This is a genomic window from Sinorhizobium sp. GQ132 (genome assembly GCF_059758575.1).
Map to the genome: position 1 here is coordinate 380,061 of NZ_JCAXDX010000004.1, position 18,717 is coordinate 398,777.

At 63.5% G+C, this 18,717-nt stretch carries 17 protein-coding genes and 1 tRNA gene; 8 read left to right on the forward strand and 10 right to left on the reverse strand.

The window, feature by feature from the left end:
* Positions 1–69: 69 nt before the first annotated feature.
* The 4 genes from AC6CIG_RS13515 to AC6CIG_RS13530 form a co-directional block, all read right to left on the reverse strand.
* The gene (locus tag AC6CIG_RS13515; RefSeq protein ID WP_437408020.1) at positions 70–1,518 is read right to left on the reverse strand and encodes an argonaute/piwi family protein; all 1,449 of its coding nucleotides are present in this window, start codon (positions 1,516–1,518) and stop codon (positions 70–72) included.
* Complete coding sequence (locus AC6CIG_RS13520; RefSeq protein WP_437408021.1) at positions 1,518–3,401, reverse strand: SIR2 family protein; 1,884 nt, start codon at positions 3,399–3,401, stop codon at positions 1,518–1,520. Before AC6CIG_RS13520 ends, AC6CIG_RS13515 begins: the two co-directional genes overlap by 1 nt.
* 12 nt (positions 3,402–3,413) lie before the next feature.
* A complete protein-coding gene (locus tag AC6CIG_RS13525; protein ID WP_437408022.1) occupies positions 3,414–4,595 on the reverse strand; it encodes a Fic family protein in 1,182 nt (393 codons plus the stop codon).
* Between the two features lie 319 nt (positions 4,596–4,914).
* Positions 4,915–5,004, reverse strand: a tRNA-Ser gene (locus AC6CIG_RS13530).
* Between the two features lie 230 nt (positions 5,005–5,234).
* Between AC6CIG_RS13530 and AC6CIG_RS13535 the strand changes: the two genes are divergently transcribed.
* The 3 genes from AC6CIG_RS13535 to AC6CIG_RS13545 all read left to right on the forward strand — a co-directional run bounded on the left by AC6CIG_RS13535 (position 5,235) and on the right by AC6CIG_RS13545 (position 7,535).
* Positions 5,235–5,552 carry a membrane protein gene (locus tag AC6CIG_RS13535; RefSeq protein ID WP_018093841.1) on the forward strand — a complete coding sequence of 106 codons (318 nt, stop codon included), beginning with the start codon at positions 5,235–5,237 and terminating at the stop codon, positions 5,550–5,552.
* Between the two features lie 52 nt (positions 5,553–5,604).
* Complete coding sequence (gene msrA, locus AC6CIG_RS13540) at positions 5,605–6,258, forward strand: peptide-methionine (S)-S-oxide reductase MsrA (RefSeq protein ID WP_018093840.1); 654 nt, start codon at positions 5,605–5,607, stop codon at positions 6,256–6,258.
* A 284-nt stretch (positions 6,259–6,542) separates the two neighbouring features.
* Positions 6,543–7,535, forward strand: a complete 993-nt coding sequence (locus AC6CIG_RS13545; protein ID WP_018093839.1) for a BMP family lipoprotein — start codon at positions 6,543–6,545, stop codon at positions 7,533–7,535.
* Positions 7,536–7,610: 75 nt separating this feature from the next.
* Here AC6CIG_RS13545 and AC6CIG_RS13550 read toward each other — a convergent pair whose 3' ends face one another.
* Positions 7,611–7,823 carry a SlyX family protein gene (locus tag AC6CIG_RS13550; RefSeq protein WP_033047208.1) on the reverse strand — a complete coding sequence of 71 codons (213 nt, stop codon included), beginning with the start codon at positions 7,821–7,823 and terminating at the stop codon, positions 7,611–7,613.
* Positions 7,824–7,899: 76 nt separating this feature from the next.
* Positions 7,900–8,634, reverse strand: coding sequence for a sulfate transporter family protein (locus AC6CIG_RS13555; protein ID WP_437408023.1), 735 nt, complete (start codon positions 8,632–8,634; stop codon positions 7,900–7,902).
* Between the two features lie 385 nt (positions 8,635–9,019).
* Between AC6CIG_RS13555 and AC6CIG_RS13560 the strand changes: the two genes are divergently transcribed.
* From AC6CIG_RS13560 to AC6CIG_RS13570, 3 genes are read left to right on the forward strand one after another with little or no spacing between them, the layout of a single operon-like run.
* Complete coding sequence (locus tag AC6CIG_RS13560) at positions 9,020–10,381, forward strand: amidase (protein WP_018093835.1); 1,362 nt, start codon at positions 9,020–9,022, stop codon at positions 10,379–10,381.
* Positions 10,378–11,289, forward strand: a complete 912-nt coding sequence (locus AC6CIG_RS13565) for an ROK family protein (protein ID WP_437408024.1) — start codon at positions 10,378–10,380, stop codon at positions 11,287–11,289. Before AC6CIG_RS13560 ends, AC6CIG_RS13565 begins: the two co-directional genes overlap by 4 nt.
* Complete coding sequence (locus AC6CIG_RS13570; RefSeq protein ID WP_437408025.1) at positions 11,286–12,029, forward strand: copper homeostasis protein CutC; 744 nt, start codon at positions 11,286–11,288, stop codon at positions 12,027–12,029. The genes AC6CIG_RS13565 and AC6CIG_RS13570 overlap by 4 nt, the downstream gene beginning before the upstream one ends.
* A 189-nt stretch (positions 12,030–12,218) precedes the next feature.
* On the opposite strand, the gene nagA is transcribed toward AC6CIG_RS13570, so the two are convergent.
* From nagA to AC6CIG_RS13590, 4 genes are all read right to left on the reverse strand, one after another.
* Positions 12,219–13,379, reverse strand: a complete 1,161-nt coding sequence (nagA, locus tag AC6CIG_RS13575; RefSeq protein ID WP_437408026.1) for an N-acetylglucosamine-6-phosphate deacetylase — start codon at positions 13,377–13,379, stop codon at positions 12,219–12,221.
* Positions 13,376–14,398 carry an SIS domain-containing protein gene (locus AC6CIG_RS13580; RefSeq protein WP_437408055.1) on the reverse strand — a complete coding sequence of 341 codons (1,023 nt, stop codon included), beginning with the start codon at positions 14,396–14,398 and terminating at the stop codon, positions 13,376–13,378. The genes nagA and AC6CIG_RS13580 overlap by 4 nt, the downstream gene beginning before the upstream one ends.
* A 90-nt stretch (positions 14,399–14,488) precedes the next feature.
* On the reverse strand, positions 14,489–15,253 hold the full coding sequence (locus AC6CIG_RS13585) for a GntR family transcriptional regulator (protein WP_018093830.1): 765 nt from the start codon (positions 15,251–15,253) through the stop codon (positions 14,489–14,491).
* Entirely contained in the window at positions 15,250–16,134 is an 885-nt protein-coding gene (locus AC6CIG_RS13590) for a glucosamine kinase nucleotide-binding domain-containing protein (protein ID WP_437408027.1), read from the reverse strand. Before AC6CIG_RS13590 ends, AC6CIG_RS13585 begins: the two co-directional genes overlap by 4 nt.
* 199 nt (positions 16,135–16,333) lie before the next feature.
* Here AC6CIG_RS13590 and AC6CIG_RS13595 point away from each other — a divergent pair, with 199 nt between their 5' ends.
* Together AC6CIG_RS13595 and AC6CIG_RS13600 are read left to right on the forward strand one after the other, a co-directional pair.
* Positions 16,334–17,230: an N-acetylmuramic acid 6-phosphate etherase gene (locus tag AC6CIG_RS13595; RefSeq protein WP_437408028.1), complete on the forward strand. Its 897-nt coding sequence runs from the start codon at positions 16,334–16,336 to the stop codon at positions 17,228–17,230.
* Positions 17,231–17,285: 55 nt separating this feature from the next.
* The gene (locus AC6CIG_RS13600; RefSeq protein WP_018093827.1) at positions 17,286–18,545 is read left to right on the forward strand and encodes an ABC transporter substrate-binding protein; all 1,260 of its coding nucleotides are present in this window, start codon (positions 17,286–17,288) and stop codon (positions 18,543–18,545) included.
* The last annotated feature ends 172 nt before the right edge of the window (positions 18,546–18,717 follow it).

An 18,717-nucleotide genomic window follows, 5' to 3' on the forward strand; every position in this document is an offset into this window, starting at 1 on the left:
AGTTACGCGATCTGTTGCAATTAATATGGCCAATCCTACAGCATCATGTGATCGGCACCCGCGGAGGGCTCACATGAACAACCGATAAGGATAAACATTCCGAGGTAGGTCGGGGACATTCGCTATCGTGCGGGCCAGTTTCTGCGAATAGCGAATGCTAACCGGCACAGGGTCGTAAAGCGCGTCGTTGTTCCAATCCATCTTCGTGAGGGCCAACGCCTCGTGGGCTGTGAGTTCAAGTGGCCCGCTGCCGGCATGACGGATTAGTTGCAGCGGTCGGGGGATGCTCTTCTTGCCCTGATAGTAATCGCCTTTGGTTGAGACCCCGGGAGCATTGCCCGCCACCCATACCAAGGCAGAATTGCCCGTTCGGATCACCATCGTCCCGCGCGGTACGGGAAACCCCGACGGTTTTGACGGCGGCTTCTCTAGTCCCGACTTGATGAGCCAGACGCCGCGCCAGCACGACGCCGAACTGACCTCGACGCACTCTATTTCCGCTACGCCGGTAAGCGCATCGAACGCGCCCTCGATTTCAGCTTCCTTGAACGCGGTCGTTTTGTGAATGACCATGCGTTTTGGTAGGTTGCCGCCATTGCGCCCCTGATAGAGTTCCAGGCTACGGGCGAGGACCGCGCGCATGTCGTCGCGACTTAGAAAGGGGTTCCGGCGGGCTTCGGCCACGTCGACCACCGGGTCTCGCGCCTCGAACGCGACGAACTGCATGCCGCCACCGTCCATGTCGAAGACCTGCGAGCAGCACGTCACATAATGCGCATCTTGTTGGTCACCGCGCAGGGCATAAGCCAACCCGATGTAGGCGGTGTCCGCCGGCACACCCTTCAGCGGCGCGAGCTTCCATGGCGTGCCCGCAGCCTTCACATACAGTGCGGTTGAAAGACGCCACGCGAGCGAGGCCTTAAAGCTGAAGGTGAAGACGCGATCGTTCAGAACCTGGGTTGGAATATTATACTTGGCGCCCAGAGCCTTGAGCACGTCGTGCGCGTCAAAGAATTTTCCGCGTGTCGCCGTGTCCCAGGTGTCGGGAAAGTGGACCAGCACAACGTCGAACTCGTTGCGAACGGCGTCGAGGCGGCGGAGCGCGGCATCCAGCGCAAGGTATAGGCGATGCTGCGCGTTGCCGTCACCCGGCAACTGGTCGAGGTGTTCAGGCCACTTGATGTGCGCACTCGCTGGCGCGGGATCGAGCGACACGCGGAACAGGCGCTCAAAACCGGGATATTCCGGCACATATTCTGATCGGTCGGAAGGCCGATGCACGCCGCGCAACAGCTTCATCAGATCGCCACGACGATGGAAGGCGCTCTCCGGGCCAACCGTCGCGATTCGAATGCGGGGAGTGTATCCGCTAAACGATCCTTTCGAATACGGCCCGAAGTTCAGGAGGCCGCGCAATGGATGGACATCTACCTGGGTGGCGTCGGATGGCGAAAACGACAGTTCCGGCTCATCCAAGAGCGTGAATGGCGGCAGCTCGGTGAGGGCTGGGTTCGCCATTATTTGCTCCTGTCGAAGTAGGTATGGTGATGCGACGGCCGGCTAAACCCTGTGACGGGTGACACCTTGAACACGGCATCAATGCCAGTGCCATCTTCGAGTCCGAAAGCGCTTCGAAGCGTGCCGCCCGTCTCGGTCAGAAGCTGGGCCCAAGCCCCAATAATGCTGGCCCAATTCCTATTATAGCGCGGAGCCCATCGTTCGCGGCGCCAGTCACCGGCAGGATCACCTCGTCGCTCGGCTTGCATGCCCACTTCGGCCGCCGCTTCTTGCGCGACCAGATCCTCCGCACCTTCCGTTTGTGGAGTGTCTTGTCGGGGCAACTGGACGAACGTGTAAGGCTCGAAGCCGCACCACCACTTTCCATCGACCTGTTCCAGCTTGAGGTGGACACCCTCCTGAAACGGGAAGCCAAGCTTGGGCACTGTGCCAAACAGACTGGTGCCGTAGGCATCGCGCAGCCGGGATAGGGTTTGTTGCTGACGCCGCGTTCGATCAGGATCATCGCCGTCGCGCGGTGTTGCAACGACGAGCGAATGGCCCGAACGCCTGTAACGTGGGATGAGCGGGCGCTGTCGGGCGAGAGATCGCACAAGCGTGTCGTAGAGCAATCCCATCGCCCAGCTATCGGCGACCGGATCTAGGTCGATCGTTCCAGCGAGCGATGGGCCGAGCGGATCCAAGGCATCCAGGATTTCTTGGTCCCGCCCGAACACCGCTAGCTCACGCGCCAAAGCGGCCGCCGTCGCCCGACATCCCTTCGCCTTGAAGATCTCGCGCACCTCTGCCGATGTTGTCGGTTGGCTCAACCTGATGCGCCTAGCCGCGGTCGGCATCGATTGGAGCAGAATTGCCGAATAGCGCAGCACCGGGAATGCGCGGGCTTTGGCATTTGGAATCTGAACGGGTACGAGGCGCGGCGTAGGTCGCCCTTCCATCACCCGATCAAGAAGCGGCTTGGGTAAATCGGTTATCTTGATGATATCGGCAGCCAGTTCGTCGAAGGTCGCGCACTCAACGACGGCCACGTCCACGCCAGCCGCTCCGGCGCGCTCTAGGAATTCGATCACTGCGGGCAGTAAACGCGAAGCTGACGAGGTGAGCCAGTACAGTCCGTTCGGAAATGGCGACGGCGCATCGAGAACCGTGTTCAGCGCCTCCATGATCGAAGCGTCGCGTCCGCTATAGCCGACGAAGATCATTCCGAAGCGCTTGCCGGATTCCACCAGCACATGCCGCATCCGGGCGTCCTGTTCCTCTAGTTCCGATCCCGTGTTCTTAATCGCGATCGACTGATAATCACCGTGGAGCTTGGCGACCAACGGCCAGTCCGATTCATTGAGGCACCGCATGGCACGGTCGGCGGAATCGATCGCCGCCACAGTCGGGCGGTTCTGGTCGCCTATTGGCAGAATCTTATTTGCCGAATGCGCCGACTCCTCGATGAGCGGATCGAAGTTCGTCGAGAAAACGCAATCGACCTTGCCTACAGCCATCAGACTGCCAAGTATCTTGTGTCCAAAACAGGGACTGCCCTTTGAGATCGCATCGTCGATATACTGTCGGCGATGCCGGGCCTCTGGATAGACCGCTTCAAAGGCCTTGGCATATTCCGTAGGGTCGCCGTCAGGCGGCAACAATGACGTTTGCCGGAAAAAGGCATCGATCCTGTCAATCCAGATCGGATCAGCGGTATCGATCTCCCGCTTTGACAGGTTTGTCTCGCGGCAAAAGATTTGCGCCTTGAAATCGCGGATCATGGCATAGCCGGTAGGAATGCCGGAGGCGGCCGATGCACCAGCACCGAGGAACCATGCCACGAGGTTTGGCCTGAGATCGAACGCGGTCGCGAATTGTGCGGCGGATATAGTTTTTATCGGCACGGACTCCCCCTTTTAAGCCGTCGTGGGGAGCGGGTCGGTTCCCTCGCTCAAGATGGCGAGATATCGCCGGTAACTGAACACGCGCCCCCGTTTGCGTCCGGTGATTTCTTCAACGATGCCGAACCGTTCCAGATCGGCGAGCGCCGCATTGACCGTCGGGGCAGAGAGACCTGTTTGCTGAACGAGTTGGTTGGCCGTCAGGAACGGGTTTTGCTGAAACAAATCATGGATACGCAGCGCGGAGCCTGCCCGGTCGCTTTCTGTCGTAATCCGCTCGCGGTCTTCCTTGAACAGATCGACAATCCGGGTGGCGGCTTCGAATGCCTGATTGGCCGTATCCGCAACACCGGCAAGGAAGAAATCGAGCCAGGCTTCCCATGCCCCGTGCTCGCGCACCTCCTGAAGCAGGCGGTAATAGTCGGCGCGATGCGTTTTAAGGTAGAGGCTCAGATAGAGCAGCGGCTTGCGCAGCACACCGTTGACGCACAGGTACAGCGTCACCAACAAGCGACCGATCCTGCCGTTTCCATCCAGGAACGGGTGGATGGTCTCGAATTGGACATGCAGCAGCCCAGCCTTGATGAGGGCGGGCAGGCGCGAGCCGTCCTCGTGCATGAAGCGCTCAAGCGCATCGAGACAAGCATCCATCTCGGTCGGCGGCGGCGGCACGAACAGCGCGTTGCCTGGGCGTGAGCCGCCGATCCAGTTCTGAGACCGCCGAAACTGGCCGGGATTTTTCGTGCCGCCACGCCCGCTCTGTAGCAGCCGTTGGTGCATCTCGCGGATCAGACGCAGCGATAGCGGCAGGTCTTCCAGCCGCTCCAGCCCATACATCATCGCATCGACATAGTTCGAGACTTCGCGGATGTCGTCGATCGGCTGGCCGGCTTGCGCCTCAGTTTCGAAGCGGAGCAGGTCCGAAAGGGTTGATTGCGTGCCCTCGATCTGGGACGAGAGCACGGCTTCTTTCCTCACATACATATAAAGGAACAGCTCTTGACGTGGCAGCAGCACGGTGATGCCGTCCAGACGCCCCAAGGCGCGTTCGGCCAAACTTAGCCGCTCCAGGAGGGCCAGCACGTCAATAGCCGGTTCTGGAGGTAGTGAGGGCGGTACGAAGGCGCGCACGATTTCCCCCGCAACGGGGGTTTCGACAAAGCGGCCTAGTCGGAGGTTGGATGCTGATTCGGACATGTCGCATTATGCGAACGCGGCGTTATTTAAGCAATCAGCTTTTGACTTAAATAGCGGGTGAGCTAAGATAAGCGCTCTTAAATAAGGGTCGACACCATCATCGGTAGGCCCACGCAAAAGGTTCTTGGTAGTATTTGTCCGCTTTCAGTGGCGGAAGCGCCGCCGATACTGTCACTAAATGGTCCGTCGCCGGCAACGCGGACGATACCGAGTGATCCACAAGATTATTCATTGCTGTAGACGCTGAGATGTCAGGCTTTATCGAGAAACGGCGGTGACCGACGGCAATATCGCGCTGTAGAGGACAATCGGCGGCTGATGGCGGACAGAGAGGGATTCGAACCCTCGATACGCTTTCACGTATACACGCGTTCCAGGCGTGCGCCTTCAACCACTCGGCCACCTGTCCATCCTTCTGCAGCCGGCGGTCGATCCGGCTGGATGGGGAAAAGCGAAGCTTTTCCGCGTCACCGGTGAAACCGGGAGACGGGCGCGATATATACCGATGATGCGCGCGGGATCAACTGGTTTCTGACATATTATTGACAGGCCGTGAAAGCTGCTGCGGATGACCCGCCATTGCGCTTGCCCGCCCTTGCGCCTATCTCTTGCGCAGGACGAGCCGAAAGGGGGGAGCGGATGCGGTTGCTGCTTCGGTTTGCGAGCTTTCTGGCGCTGATGGCTGCGGTCTTTGCAGGGACGATCGATTCCATTCAGTCGGTAGCGGCGTCGGAGCCGGTCATCACTTCGCTTGCCGACGGCATAGCGGCGATCGGGTCCGACCAGCTGAACTGGATTCAGTCGCTGCAGCGGACCGGTGCCGGGCCTGCAATGTGGCTCAGGGCGCTGCACTGGATTCTGGCGCAGCCCGCCTTTGCCGTATTCCTCGCCCTCGCCCTCCTCCTGTGGATGGCCGGATACAGGAAGAAACCCGCTGCCGGGCGCTTTGCCGCCTGAGCGCCGGAGCCGCACGGCTTGCTCCCACGAGCGCTGACGAAAGGAGCCTCAGATGTTTCTGATCGACATGTTCAACAAGAAGACCATCCTGCCCGATGCTGCAACGGCGCTGCCCGGCCGAGAGGAGGAGATCCCGACCGCGACGACGCATTTCGTGTCCGGACGGCCGCTCAAGGGCCCTTATCCGGAGGGCATGAAGAAGATCCTCTTCGGTATGGGCTGCTTCTGGGGCGCCGAGCGTCTCCTGTGGGAGATCCCCGGCGTCTACGTGACGGCTGCCGGCTACTCCGGCGGGCTCACGCCCAATCCGACCTATCAGGAGACGACGACGGGGCTGACCGGCCACACGGAGGTGGTGCTGGTGGTCTACGATCCGGCCAAGGTCTCGCTTCAGCGCCTGCTGAAGACATTCTTCGAGGAGCACGACCCCACCCAGGGCATGCGCCAGGGCAACGACGTCGGCACCACCTACCGCTCGGCGATCTACGTCTATGACGAGGAGCAGCTCGCCGAGGCGAATGCTGCGCGCAACGCCTTCCAGAAGGCGCTGCGGGTCGGCAAGCATGATCGCGAGATCACCACCGAAATCGCGAAGGCGGGACCTTTCTACTTCGCCGAAGACTATCACCAGCAATATCTCGCCAAGAATCCGGACGGCTATTGCGGATTGCGCGGCACCGGCGTCAGCTGCCCGATCGGCGCCTGACCGTTCCGCGGCGCGTCGAAGCGACGCTCTCGACATGCGGAGGATCGAACGGGGTGCGGATATATGTCCGCACCCCTTTTTTGCGCCGTGAGCCGCCTCCGCCGCCCAGTTCGGCGGCCGGATCGCTTTTTTACCATCCGAAAAAATTTGGATGTTTTTTTGCCGAAGCCGTGCAAGGATGCGCCCACCCAAGCCTTAAAGAGAGGGGCGGGTTCCGCGGTGGGGGCCCCGTTCGGGACCGGCGGAAGACCCGAAAAGATCAATAGCGACAACAGGGCTTTACAATGAAAAAAACCATTCTCGGTCTCCTTGCATTCTCGATGATGTCCGCGACGGCATTGGCCGCCGACATCAAGCCGGCGATCATCTACGACCTCGGCGGAAAGTTCGACAAATCCTTCAACGAAGCGGCCTTCAACGGAGCCGAAAAGTTCAAGGCCGAAACCGGCATCGAATATCGCGAGTTCGAGATCGCCAACGACGCCCAGCGCGAACAGGCGCTGCGCCGCTTCGCCAGCGACGGCAACAGCCCGATCGTCATGGCCGGCTTCAACTGGGCCGCGTCGCTCGAGAAGCTCGCCGGCGAATATCCGGACACCAAGTTCGCGATCATCGACATGGTTGTCGAAAAACCCAACGTCAAATCGATCGTCTTCAAGGAGCAGGAAGGCTCATATCTCGTCGGCGTTCTTGCCGGCCTCGCTTCCAAGACCAAGACGGTCAGCTTCGTCGGCGGCATGGACATCCCGCTGATCCACAAATTCGCCTGCGGCTATGTCGGCGGCGCCAAGTCGACCGGTGAGGACGTAAAGGTGCTCGAGGCTTACACCGGCACCACGCCCGATGCATGGAACGACCCGGTAAAGGGCGGCGAGATCGCCAAGTCGCAGATCGATCAGGGCTCCGACGTCGTCTATCATGCTGCCGGCGGCACCGGCGTGGGCGTGCTGCAGGCGGCAGCGGATGCGGGCAAGCTCGGAATCGGTGTCGATTCCAACCAGAACATGCTGCAGCCGGGCAAGGTGCTGACATCCATGCTGAAGCGCGTCGACGTCGCCGTCTACGACTCCTTCATGGCCGCGAAGGACGACAAGTTCGAATTCGGCATCTCCAACCTCGGTCTCAAGGAAGACGGAGTCGGCTACGCGCTCGACGAGCACAATCAGGCGCTGATCACGCCGGAAATGAAGGAAGCGGTCGAGAAGGTGAAGGCCGACATCATCGCCGGCAAGGTCCAGGTTCACGACTATATGACCGACGAGACCTGCCCGTACTGATCGTCGCACATCTGACCTTATTCAAAAGCCTCCGGTTCAGCCGACCGGAGGCTTTTTTTGTCGGATCAAGAGGCATCAATAATGCGGCGGGCGCGTCACCGGAGTCGCATCTTGCGCCTGTTCTTCGAGGCTCAGGAACCGTTCCGTCAGACGATCGAGCTTGGCGCGCGTCTGCTCGACCACCTTCCATTGCTCCGCCAGTTGGTCCGAAAGCTCCTCGATGGTCTTCAATTGATGAGCCACCGTCTCTTCGAGCCGGGTGATCCGCTCTTCTGCTTCGCGCATCATGCTTCTCCGTCGGTCGGATTCAAAGTCGGGCGCAGAATGTCGGCGCGCGGCCGGGTGTCAAGGGAGCGCGGTGCGATCAGCTTCTCGCAGCCGCGGTCGTGCCCGCAAATCCGGTGTCCCGCGCCGAGAGCATCTTGTGCAGGTGCACCATCATGCCGGCAGCAAAGAGCGGCGTCAGCAGGTTGAGCAGAGGCACGGCTAGGAAGGCCGCCAGCACGAGGCCGGCGAGGAATACGGTCGAGCGATGTTTGGCACGGAAGAGCCGCGCCTCCGCGGGCGGACGATGGCGCATGGCGGCGAACTCGAAGAACTCCCGACCGAGCAGGTAGCCGTTGACGAGGAAGAAGGCGATAAGATTGACGCCCGGCACCAGCAGGAGGAAGAGCGCGACGATGTTGCCGAGAATGACGACGCCGAGGAATTTCGCCGAACCGGTGATAGCCTCGGCGAGAGGCAACGGCGTGCCGGGCGCCTCGCCGGGATAGTCCCGTTTCTCGACCACCTCGGCGACATCGTCGAGGAAGAAGCCGGCAATCAGCGCCGTCACCGGCGCCAGCAGCAGCGCCAGAGCGAGCGCGAGTCCCAGGCTCGCAAAGATCCCGACGACGAAAGTGAGCCACCCCGCCCAGTCGGGTGTGCCCGGCATCAGCGCATCGATCCAGGGCAGGGCAAGCCAGACGAAGAGCTCGCGCAGCGCGAACCAGAGCGCGACGAGCGCCAGCAGCGTCAGCCCGATGACCTTCCAGAAGACCGTGCGGGTCTCCGTCGCGAAAAGATTGGCGAAGGCAAGGCGCGCCGCATCGAGAATCATGACCGTCTCCCTGGCCGATAAGTGCAACCGGAAGGCATGTAGGCAGAGCGGCCGGCAGGGGCAAGCCGGCCGGAGGCGGTTTTCGGGCCTGCTGCTGTTTCCTTTTGTGGCGACAGCCCCCAAGTCGCCGGTTGCTTTACCATCGCAGAAGCACCCCGCCTGCTCTATCGGAATAACGAGGAGGGCATTGTCGTGTGCGTCGAACGAATGCGATATGCTGGAGCGGGACGAGGAAAAGTGTGTGCGGTTTTCCGCCCGGATCCCGCGTCTCAACCTCCTGGAAACGATCACGCTCATGTTTTCAGGTCTCCCGACCTAAAAACATCGTGATCCAGGGGAAGGAAAGTCGTATCCGAGCGCTGGAACGCCAGCGGGAAAAGGTACCATGATCAACCAACGAACACTTGCGAGCCTCGCCGTGCTCGCGCAGTCCGGCAAGCTCGATCCCGTCGCACTTGTCGCGGAAACCCTGACGCGGATCGAAAACCACCCCGACCGATCGATCTTCGTCGCGCTCACGCAGGAGCGTGCGGCGCGCGAAGCGAAGGCGGCTTCCGAGCGCATCAAGACCGGCCGCTCCCTCGGGCTGCTCGACGGCCTGCCCGTCGCCTGGAAGGACCTCTTCGATCTTGCCGGCGGTGTCACGACCGCAGGTTCCGTCATTCTCGCTGGAGGGCCGCCGGCCGCGGCCGACGCAACGGTGGTCGCGAACATCGGCAGCGCCGGCATGGTCAGCGTCGGGCGGACCAATATGAGCGAATTCGCCTTCTCCGGGCTCGGCATCAATCCGCATTACGGCACGCCGCGCAATCCGAGGTCCGCGGATGTCCATCGCATTCCCGGCGGCTCCTCCTCCGGCTCCGCCGCTGCGGTCGCCGCCGGCCTCGTACCGCTGGCGATCGGCACCGACACCGGCGGCTCGATCCGTATCCCGGCGGCAATGACCGGCATCGTCGGCTACAAGGCGACACGCGGCCGTTACGCGATGAAGGGCGTCTTCCCGCTCGCGCAAAGCCTCGATTCGCTCGGCCCTCTTTGCCAGACGGTGCAGGATGCAGTCTGGGCCGACGCCGCCATGCATGGACTGACCGCGCCGGTGATCCGCCGCGCCGAAATCGCCGATCTTTCAATCGTCGTTCCCGAGACGATCGTCTTCGACGATGCCGAACCGGAAGTCGTGACCGCATTCGAGGAAGCGATCAAGCGCCTCGAAGCGGCGGGCGCGAAGGTCCGCCGGCAGGCCTTCCCGAGCTTTGCGGAAATTTTCGAGCTTACCGCCCGCCACGGCGCTCTTGTGACGGCAGAGGCCTACGCGCTGCACCGGGAACGCTTGGCAGGGCCGGAGGCGGAGCGCATGGACCCGCGCGTCGTCGCCCGTAGCCGCCTCGGCGAGAAGATCACCGTCAGCGATTACATCGCCATCCTCGACGCCCGCGAGCGGCTGATCCATGAAGCGGGCGAGAGCATCAGGGCCGGCGAGCTCATTGCGCATCCGACCCTGCCGCATGTGGCGCCGCCGCTCGATCCGCTTCTTGCCGACGACGATCTCTTCTTCAAGGTCAATGCCAGGACGCTGCGCAATACATCGATCGGCAACTTCCTGGATTTCTGCGGCGTCTCTCTTCCCTGCGGCACGGGTGCGGCTGGCATGCCGGTCGGCTTCCAGCTTTCGGCGCCTCATCACCAGGACGACCGCCTGCTTTCCGCAGCACTCGCCGCCGAGGCGTCCATCCGGGGCGATGCATGATCGTCTGTTTCGACATCGGCGGCTCGGCGATCAAGGGCGCGATCACCCATTCGCCGGAGCGGATATTCCCGCTGCCCCGACGCGCGACGCCGCTCACGGATTTCCGCCGCTTCGTCGAGGCGATGGAATCCGTGCTCGACGAAGCGGGCGGCCTGCCCGAAAGGGTGGCGATCTCGATCACCGGGGTGATCGATCCGGAGACGCGCCGGATCAAATGCGCCAACATTCCCTGCATCGACGGGCGTGAGCTCGTCGCCGAACTCGAAGCGGCGCTGCACCTGCCGGTGGTGATCGCCAACGATGCCGATTGTTTCGCCCTTGCCGAGGCCGGTGTCGGCGCCGGGCGCGGCCATCGCATCGTCTTCGGTGCCATCCTCGGCACCGGGGTCGGCGGCGGGCTGGTGATCGACGGCCGGCTGATCAATGCCGATGGCGGCTTTGCCGGCGAGTGGGGTCACGGCCCCGCCGTCGCGGCCGCGGCCGGACACCCGCCCATTGCCATACCGGCCTTTCCCTGCGGCTGCGGCCAGAGCCGTTGCGTCGATACGGTCGGCGGTGCACGCGGGCTGGAAAGACTCCACGAGACGGTCCACGGCAAGTCGCTCTCCAGTCACGACATTATCGAAGGCTGGCAGAACGGAAATGCCGAGGCGGCGCGCACGATCGACGTCTTCGTCGATCTGGTGAGTTCGCCGCTGGCGCTCGTGATCAACATCACCGGGGCGACGATCGTGCCGGTGGGCGGCGGTCTTTCCAATGCCGAAGCGCTGCTCACCGAGATCGACCGGGCGGTGCGGGCGCGCATCCTCAGGCGTTTCGACCGGCCGCTCGTCGTGCGTGGCGAGTGCCGGGTGGAGCCCGGCCTGATCGGCGCCGCCTTGCTCGGCTTCGCAGGGAGATCGGCATGAGCCGCATATTGCTGGAGGTCTGCGTCGACGATCCCGATGGTCTGGAGGCCGCCGTTGCCGGGGGCGCCGACCGCATCGAACTTTGTTCGGCGCTTGGGGCGGGAGGGCTGACACCCAGCCCCGGCCTGATGGCCGCCGCCGCTCCACCGCCGGTGCCCGTCTATGCGATGATCCGGCCGCGGGCGGGCGATTTCATCTATGACAGGGCCGACCTCGAGGTCATGCGACACGACATCGATGCCGCGCGGCATGCCGGGCTCGCCGGCGTGGTTCTCGGCGCATCGCTCGCCGACGGCCGCCTGGACGCGCGCATGCTGACGAAACTCGCCGGCCATGCGTCAGGTTTGGGGCTCACCTTGCACCGCGCCTTCGATCTGGTGCCGGATTTCGCCGAGGCGGTGGAGATCGCCGCCGATCTCGGCTTCGAACGCATCCTGACCTCGGGCGGCGCGAGAACGGCACCGGAAGCGGCCGATACGCTGGAAAGACTGATCGAACTGGCGGCGGGACGGCTCTCGATCATGCCCGGATCGGGCATCACCATCGACACAGTCGGAGCGATCGTGCCGAGGCTTGCTGTCGCCGAGGTTCATTCGTCCTGTTCTGTTGCTGAGCCGGCTAAAGACATGCGCCTCGTCGAGATGGGATTCGCCGCGCCTGAGCGTCGCCGCACGGACGCAGCAACGATCAGGGCGATGCGGGCGCGGCTCGATGCCATAGGGGCGAAGATTCAAGCGTAAGTTGTGAGGCTCCTTCCGGCGTCCGCCCCTCATCCGGCCCGCCGGCCACCTTCTCCCCGCAGGCGGGGCGAAGGGACGAGCGGAGACTGCCTGCCCAGCCACAACCGCCCATGTTTCATAGGGCAAGTACCCTCTCCCCGCCTGCGGGGAGAGGAACAATCTTGCCGTGTATCGCGCCGCCAAGCTGCCTCAAGCCGCGAAAACCGCCTCCCCGGCGATCCAGGTCGATTTCATTGCGAGTTCCGGCGTGAGCAGCACGAAGTCCGCATCCGTACCAGGCAGGAGCCGGCCCTTGTGCGAGGCGATTCCCATGGCGTCGGCGGGATAGGCGGAGGCCATGCGAACGGCCTCTTCGATCGGCAGACCAAGCCTTTGGTGGACGAAGCGGACCGACGACAGCATGTCGATATCGGCGCCGGCAAGCGTGCCGTCGGCAAGCGTCAGGCGCCCGCCCCGGCGCAGGATTTCCCGTCCGTTCAGGAAGAAACTCGTCTGGTCGGTGCCGATCGGCGACATGGCGTCGGTGACCAGGAAAATCTGACCCGGCCCTTTCTTGCCGCGCAGCGCGATGCCCATCGACGCCGGGTGAACGTGAAAACCATCGGCGATCATGCCGGCGTGGAGCGTGCCGGTCGAAAGCGCCGCGCCGACCACGCCGGGCTCGCGATGGCCGAGCCCGCTCATGGCGTTGAAGAGATGCGTGACGGTCCGGGCACCCGCTTTGGCATAGGCGCAGGCGGTATCGTAATCCACGTCGGTATGGCCGAGGCTCACCACGACGCCGGCATCGGCCAGCGCCCGCACCTGCTCCCTGGTGGCGTTTTCCGGGGCCACGGTGAGCATCAGACGGCCGAGCGCCTTTGCGCAAGCGAGTATCTCGGCAAGATCGTCATCGCCCATCGGGCGGATCAGCGCCGGATCGTGAGCCCCCTTGCGCGCGACGGACAGATGCGGGCCTTCGAGATGCAGCCCGAGGAAGCCCGGAACCGCCGCGGCTTTCGCCTCGACGCCTGCGGCAATGGCCGCGGTCCTGACCGCGCGCGTGTCGGTGATCAGGGTCGGCAGCAGCGCCGTCGTGCCGAATTTCGCATGCGCCGCGCAGATCTGCCGGATGCTTTCGAGGGTCGGCCCTTCGTTCAGAAGCGCGCCGCCGCCGCCATTCACCTGCAGATCGATGAAACCGGGCACGAGAAGCAGGCCACGCGCGTCGACGGTCTCGCCGCCGGCGGGGACGCTTCCCGCCGGCGCAATCGCCTTGACGTGTCCCGCCTCGATCACGAGGGCTGCCCCGTCGTGCCAGTCGATGCCGTCGAAAATCCGCGCTCCGCTGATCGTCTTCTTCGCAGTCATCGTGTCTCCGTCACCTTCTTGAGATTCTCCGGTGCGTCGGGATTGAGACCGCGAGAGCGGGACCAGGCCTCGACGAAGCCATAGAACGGCAGGATCAGTGCCAAGGCGTCCGTGAGCGGGTGCCCGGTCTCGACGAAGGGCAGGCGCTTTGCCTTGCTCGCCCGTGCCGAGGTCACGTGCACCACCGCGCCCTTGGCGCTCATGCCGTCCGCGATATCGGCAACCGAGGCCTCGGCAGCATCGCGGGCGGCCAGCACAAGCACCGGGAACCGGGGCCCGACCAGTGCCACCGGTCCGTGCAGCACCTCTGCCGCGGAATAGGCCTCGGCATGCATGCCGGACGTCTCCTTGAACTTCAGCGCCGCTTCGCTGGCGATGGCCAACGCCGGACCGCGGCCCAGCACATAGAGCGATTCCGCTTCTGCAAGGTCGTCGGCAAAGTCCTGCCAATCGAGCTTCACGGCCTTGGCAAGCTGGTTCGGCAGATCGGCGACCGCATGCTTGAGCGTCGCGTCGCCGGTCCACTCGCCGAGCACGGCAAGACCGGCGACGATCGAGTTGACATAGGACTTGGTCGCCGCAACGGCAATTTCGGGCCCGGCGAGAATGTCGAGCGGGTGGGTGCAGGCCTCGGCGGTCGGCGACGGCAGCGTGTTCGTCAGCGCGATCGAAACGGCGCCGGCGCGTGTCGCGGCTTCGGCCATGGCCACGATGTCCGGGCTCTTGCCGGACTGCGAGATCGCAATCGCCGCCGCACCGCCGAGTTTCAGATCGGCACCGTATATCGACGCCAGCGATGGTCCGAGCGAGGCGACCGGACGACCGATCGTGAGCTCGATCGCGTATTTCAAGAACAGCGCGGCATGGTCGGAAGAGCCTCTGGCGATCGTTACCAGAAAGGCCGGATCCTTGTCGCGCAGCGCCGCGCCTGCTTGCGCCAGCTCCGTGGCCGAGCGCTCCAGCAACCGGGCTGCGGCCTCGGGAATCTCGTCGATTTCTCGCCGCATGTTGGTCTGCATCGTCATGTCCTTTCATCAAACAGGCGGGATGCGGGCGGAAAACCGCTTTACACTTTTGGTCCCGCCCTTCCCTCGTCCGGCCACGCCGGCTCAGTTTTCCGGGATCGTCAGCTCCGCGACGAAATCATAGGCATCGCCGCGGTAGAGCGACCGTGTGAATTCGACCACACGCCCCGAAGCAAGATAGGAGACGCGCTCGATCGAAAGACCGGCGGCGCCGACCGCGACGCCGAGCATGGCCGCGTCCGGTTCCTTGATATTGCAGGCGGAGATCCGCTGCACCGCGCGCACCGGCCGGGCCTGTTTCTTCTCGAGCTCTGAATAGAGCGAGGAGGCGACGGCGAGCGGATCGGGAACGAATTCCGCCGAAACGCAGGCGCGTTCGATCGCAAGCGGCATGTCGTCGGCAATACGGAGCCGCCCAAGGCGCGCCACCAGCGCGTCGGCCGCGAGCCCGAGGGTCATCATCTCGTCCGGCGAGGGATGGAAGAGACCGCGCTCCAGCCATTCCGCACGCGTGTTGAGGCCGCGCCGGGCCATGTCCTCGGTGAAGGAGGTCAGGCGCGAGAGCGACTGCTCGACGCGCGAAACCGGCCGGACGACGAAGGTCCCGGAACCGTGGCGGCGCACGAGGAGCCCGTCACGCACGAGATCGTCGACGGCTTTGCGGACCGTGACTCGGCTGACATTGGCGTAATCCGCAAGATCCCGCTCCGGCGGCAGCGCATCTCCGTGATTGAGCTTGCCCGACAGGATTGCCTCTTCGAGCGATTGTCTGAGCTTCAGATAGAGCGGGCCGGCGCCCCCCGACTGCAGGGTTTCGAGCGGCAGAATGGCGGCGAGCTGCTGGTTCATGCCGATACCCCGGAATGGGAGCCGAAACGGGCCGCCGCCAGCGCGACGGCGCCGGTCAAAGCATCGGCCTGCGCCTCGACGAAGCGCGGCTGATGCCGGTCGGCGAGCCAGCGGCGATAAAGCGGCGCCAATCCTCCGAGCAGGCACAGCTTCTCGCTTCCCCTCGAAACCACCACGTCGAGGGCCTCGTCCACCGTCGCGGCGGCAGCCTCCAACAGGCTGACTGCCACAGGGTCGCCGCGCTCGGCATATTCGAAGACGCGCGGCGCATAGCGGCCGAACTCGCCGGGTTTGGCGAGGCGTGCGAAGTCGACGATGTCGCGCGGGTCGTGGTTGAACTCGGCAAGTACGGCATCGGTCACGCGCGAGCCTTCATGTATGCCGTCATAGGCGAGCAGGGTCTCCTGCAGCAGCGCGTGACCGATGCGTGCGCCGCTGCCGTGATCTCCGATGGTGAAGCCCCAGCCGCCGACATAGCTGATCTCATCGCCCCGGCGCGCGATATAGATCGTGCCCGTCCCGAGTATCGCGACGGCCCCGTCCCCGTCGCCGAGAGCGCCCTGCAGCGCGATCAGCCCGTCGGACTCGATATCGGCCTGAGCGAAGGGAAGCCGCCTCTTCACGTAATGAACGGCATCGCCCACATTGTGGCCGGCGACGCCGACGATGGCGCGCGATGCCGCAATTGCGGCCTGGTCGAGGCCCGCATCCCCGAAAGCGTTGCGCGCCGCATCGGTTATGTTCTGCAGCGCCGTTTCCGGATCGGTAAGGATGTTCGCGGCGCCCGCCTTGCCGCGGCCGAGAATGCGGCCGTCGAGGGCTGCCACAGCCGCGCGGCAGCTCGTTCCGCCGCCATCAATTCCGATCAGGTAAAACGCCATGGGCACCTCCGTCACCACAAGATACCAAAAAAATACCATTAACCAAGCGAGATTTCTGACTACAGATCATTCCCCAGCTTACTTCTTTGAAAACTATGGATTTATTTCTTTTTTCAGTGGTTTCTTGCGGTAAAAGTTAAATTTCTCCTAGACAAGTGGTATTTTTTTGGCATTAATTCCAGAAGAGGAGGACGATGCCATGCCGCCAGCCAAGACCGAAGAACGCCGCGACAATGCCAAGGGCCTGGACGTCATGCGTCCGGAGCTGGCCCTTCGTTTGCTCGCAGCCGGTCAGCAGGAGGCGGCAAGGTCGGTGGAACAGGCGATCAAGCCGATTTCCGCCGCGGCCCGCCTTGCGGCGGACAGCCTTGCCTCGGGCGGCCGGCTTGCCTATGCCGGCGCAGGAAGCTCCGGGTTGATGGCGTTGGCGGACGCGCTCGAGCTGCCGGGCACCTACGGCATAGCTCGGGAGCAGATCGTCATTCTCATTGCCGGCGGCGCCGAAAGCCTCACCGATCTTGCCGGCGGCTATGAGGACGACATGGAGCTCGCGCGCGCCGATGTGCGCAACGCCGGAATCGGGGCGGGCGACTGCCTCATTTCGGTTTCTGCCAGCGGTTCCACGCCCTATGCGATCGCCGCTGCCGACGAGGCCGGGCAACGCGGCGCCCGCGTCATCGGCGTGGCCAACAATGCCGGCGCACCGCTCCTTCTGAACGCCGACGTCTCCATCCTCCTGGAGACGCCTCCGGAAGTCGTGTCCGGCTCGACCCGCATGGGCGCCGGGACGGCTCAGAAGATCGCTTTCAACATGCTCTCGACCATGGTCGGCATCCATCTCGGCCACGTGCTCGATGGTCACATGGTCAATCTGCGTGCCGACAACATCAAGCTGCGCGGCCGGGCGATCCGCATCGTCTCGGACATAACCGGCATCGGCGCCGCCGAGGCGGACAGGCTTCTCGGCCTTGCCGCCGGGTCGGTCAAGCTGGCGATCCTGCTCGCATCCGGAGCGAGGGACGTCGCCCATGCCGAGGACGCGCTCGAGCGCGCCGATCAGAATTTGCGCCGGGCGATCGCCATCGTCGGGGCGTGAGAGATAAACTGGGAATTCAAAACCGCGCGACACGCGCCTAAAGGGGAGAAACTGCATGACCCGCACAACAATGAAAGGCTTGCTGCTCGCATCGAGCATTCTCGGCTCGACCGGGCTTGCACAAGCCCAGGATGCAACGCTGACGATCGAAAGCTGGCGCAATGACGACCTGGCGATCTGGCAGGAAAAGCTGATCCCCGCCTTCGAGGCGAAGAACCCGGGCATCAAGGTGGTATTCGCGCCCTCGGCCCCCACCGAATACAACGCCGCCCTCAACGCCAAGCTCGACGCCGGCTCCGCGGGTGACCTCATCACCTGCCGTCCCTTCGACGCCTCGCTCGAACTCTACAACAAGAAGCATCTTGCCGACCTGACCGGTCTTCCCGGCATGGAGAATTTCTCCGACGTCGCCAAATCCGCGTGGACGACCGACGACGGCAAGGCGACCTTCTGCGTGCCGATGGCTTCCGTCATTCACGGCTTCATCTACAACAAGGATGCCTTCGACCAGCTCGGCCTTTCCGTTCCGACGACCGAGGAGGAGTTCTTCGCGGTCCTCGAAAAGATCAAGGCGGACGGCAACTACATCCCGATGGCGATGGGCACCAAGGACCTCTGGGAAGCCGCCACGATGGGCTACCAGAACATCGGCCCGAACTACTGGAAGGGCGAGGAAGGCCGTCTGGCTCTGCTGAAAGGCGAGCAGAAACTGACCGACGAGCCGTGGGTCGAGCCTTTCCGCGTGCTGGCGAAGTGGAAGGATTACCTCGGCGACGGCTTCGAGGCGCAGACCTATCCGGACAGCCAGAACCTCTTCACGCTCGGCCGGGCGGCGATCTACCCGGCCGGCTCCTGGGAAATCTCCGGCTTCAACACACAGGCCGAATTCAAGATGGGTGCCTTTCCGCCCCCGGTGAAGAAGGCGGGCGATACCTGCTACATCTCCGACCACAACGACATCGGCATCGGACTCAATGCCAAGAGCAAGAATGCGGATGCCGCCAAGACCTTCCTCACCTGGGTCGCCTCGCCGGAGTTCGCGGATATCTATGCGAACGCCCTGCCCGGCTTCTTCAGCCTGAATTCGACGGCGGTGAAGATGTCCGATCCGCTCGCTCAGGAATTCGTCTCCTGGCGGGAGAAATGCAAGCCGACCATCCGCTCGACCTATCAGATCCTGTCGCGCGGAACCCCTAACCTCGAGAACGAAACCTGGGTCATGTCGGCCAATGTCATCAACGGCACGGACACGCCGGAGGCGGCGGCCAAGAAGCTCCAGGACGGCCTCGACAGCTGGTTCAAGCCGGTAAAGTAAGACCGAAACGGGGTGCGTGGACGCCGTCTGCGCACCCTCCCCGACATGTGCAAACGTATCGCATGCGGGGCGGCGTCATGGATTGCTCGGGCACCGGCGCTAAGGCGCCGCGCCTGTAACGAGCGGATCGAAGCGGCTTGCCGGCTCTCCGCGACCCCGGGACGCCTGACGG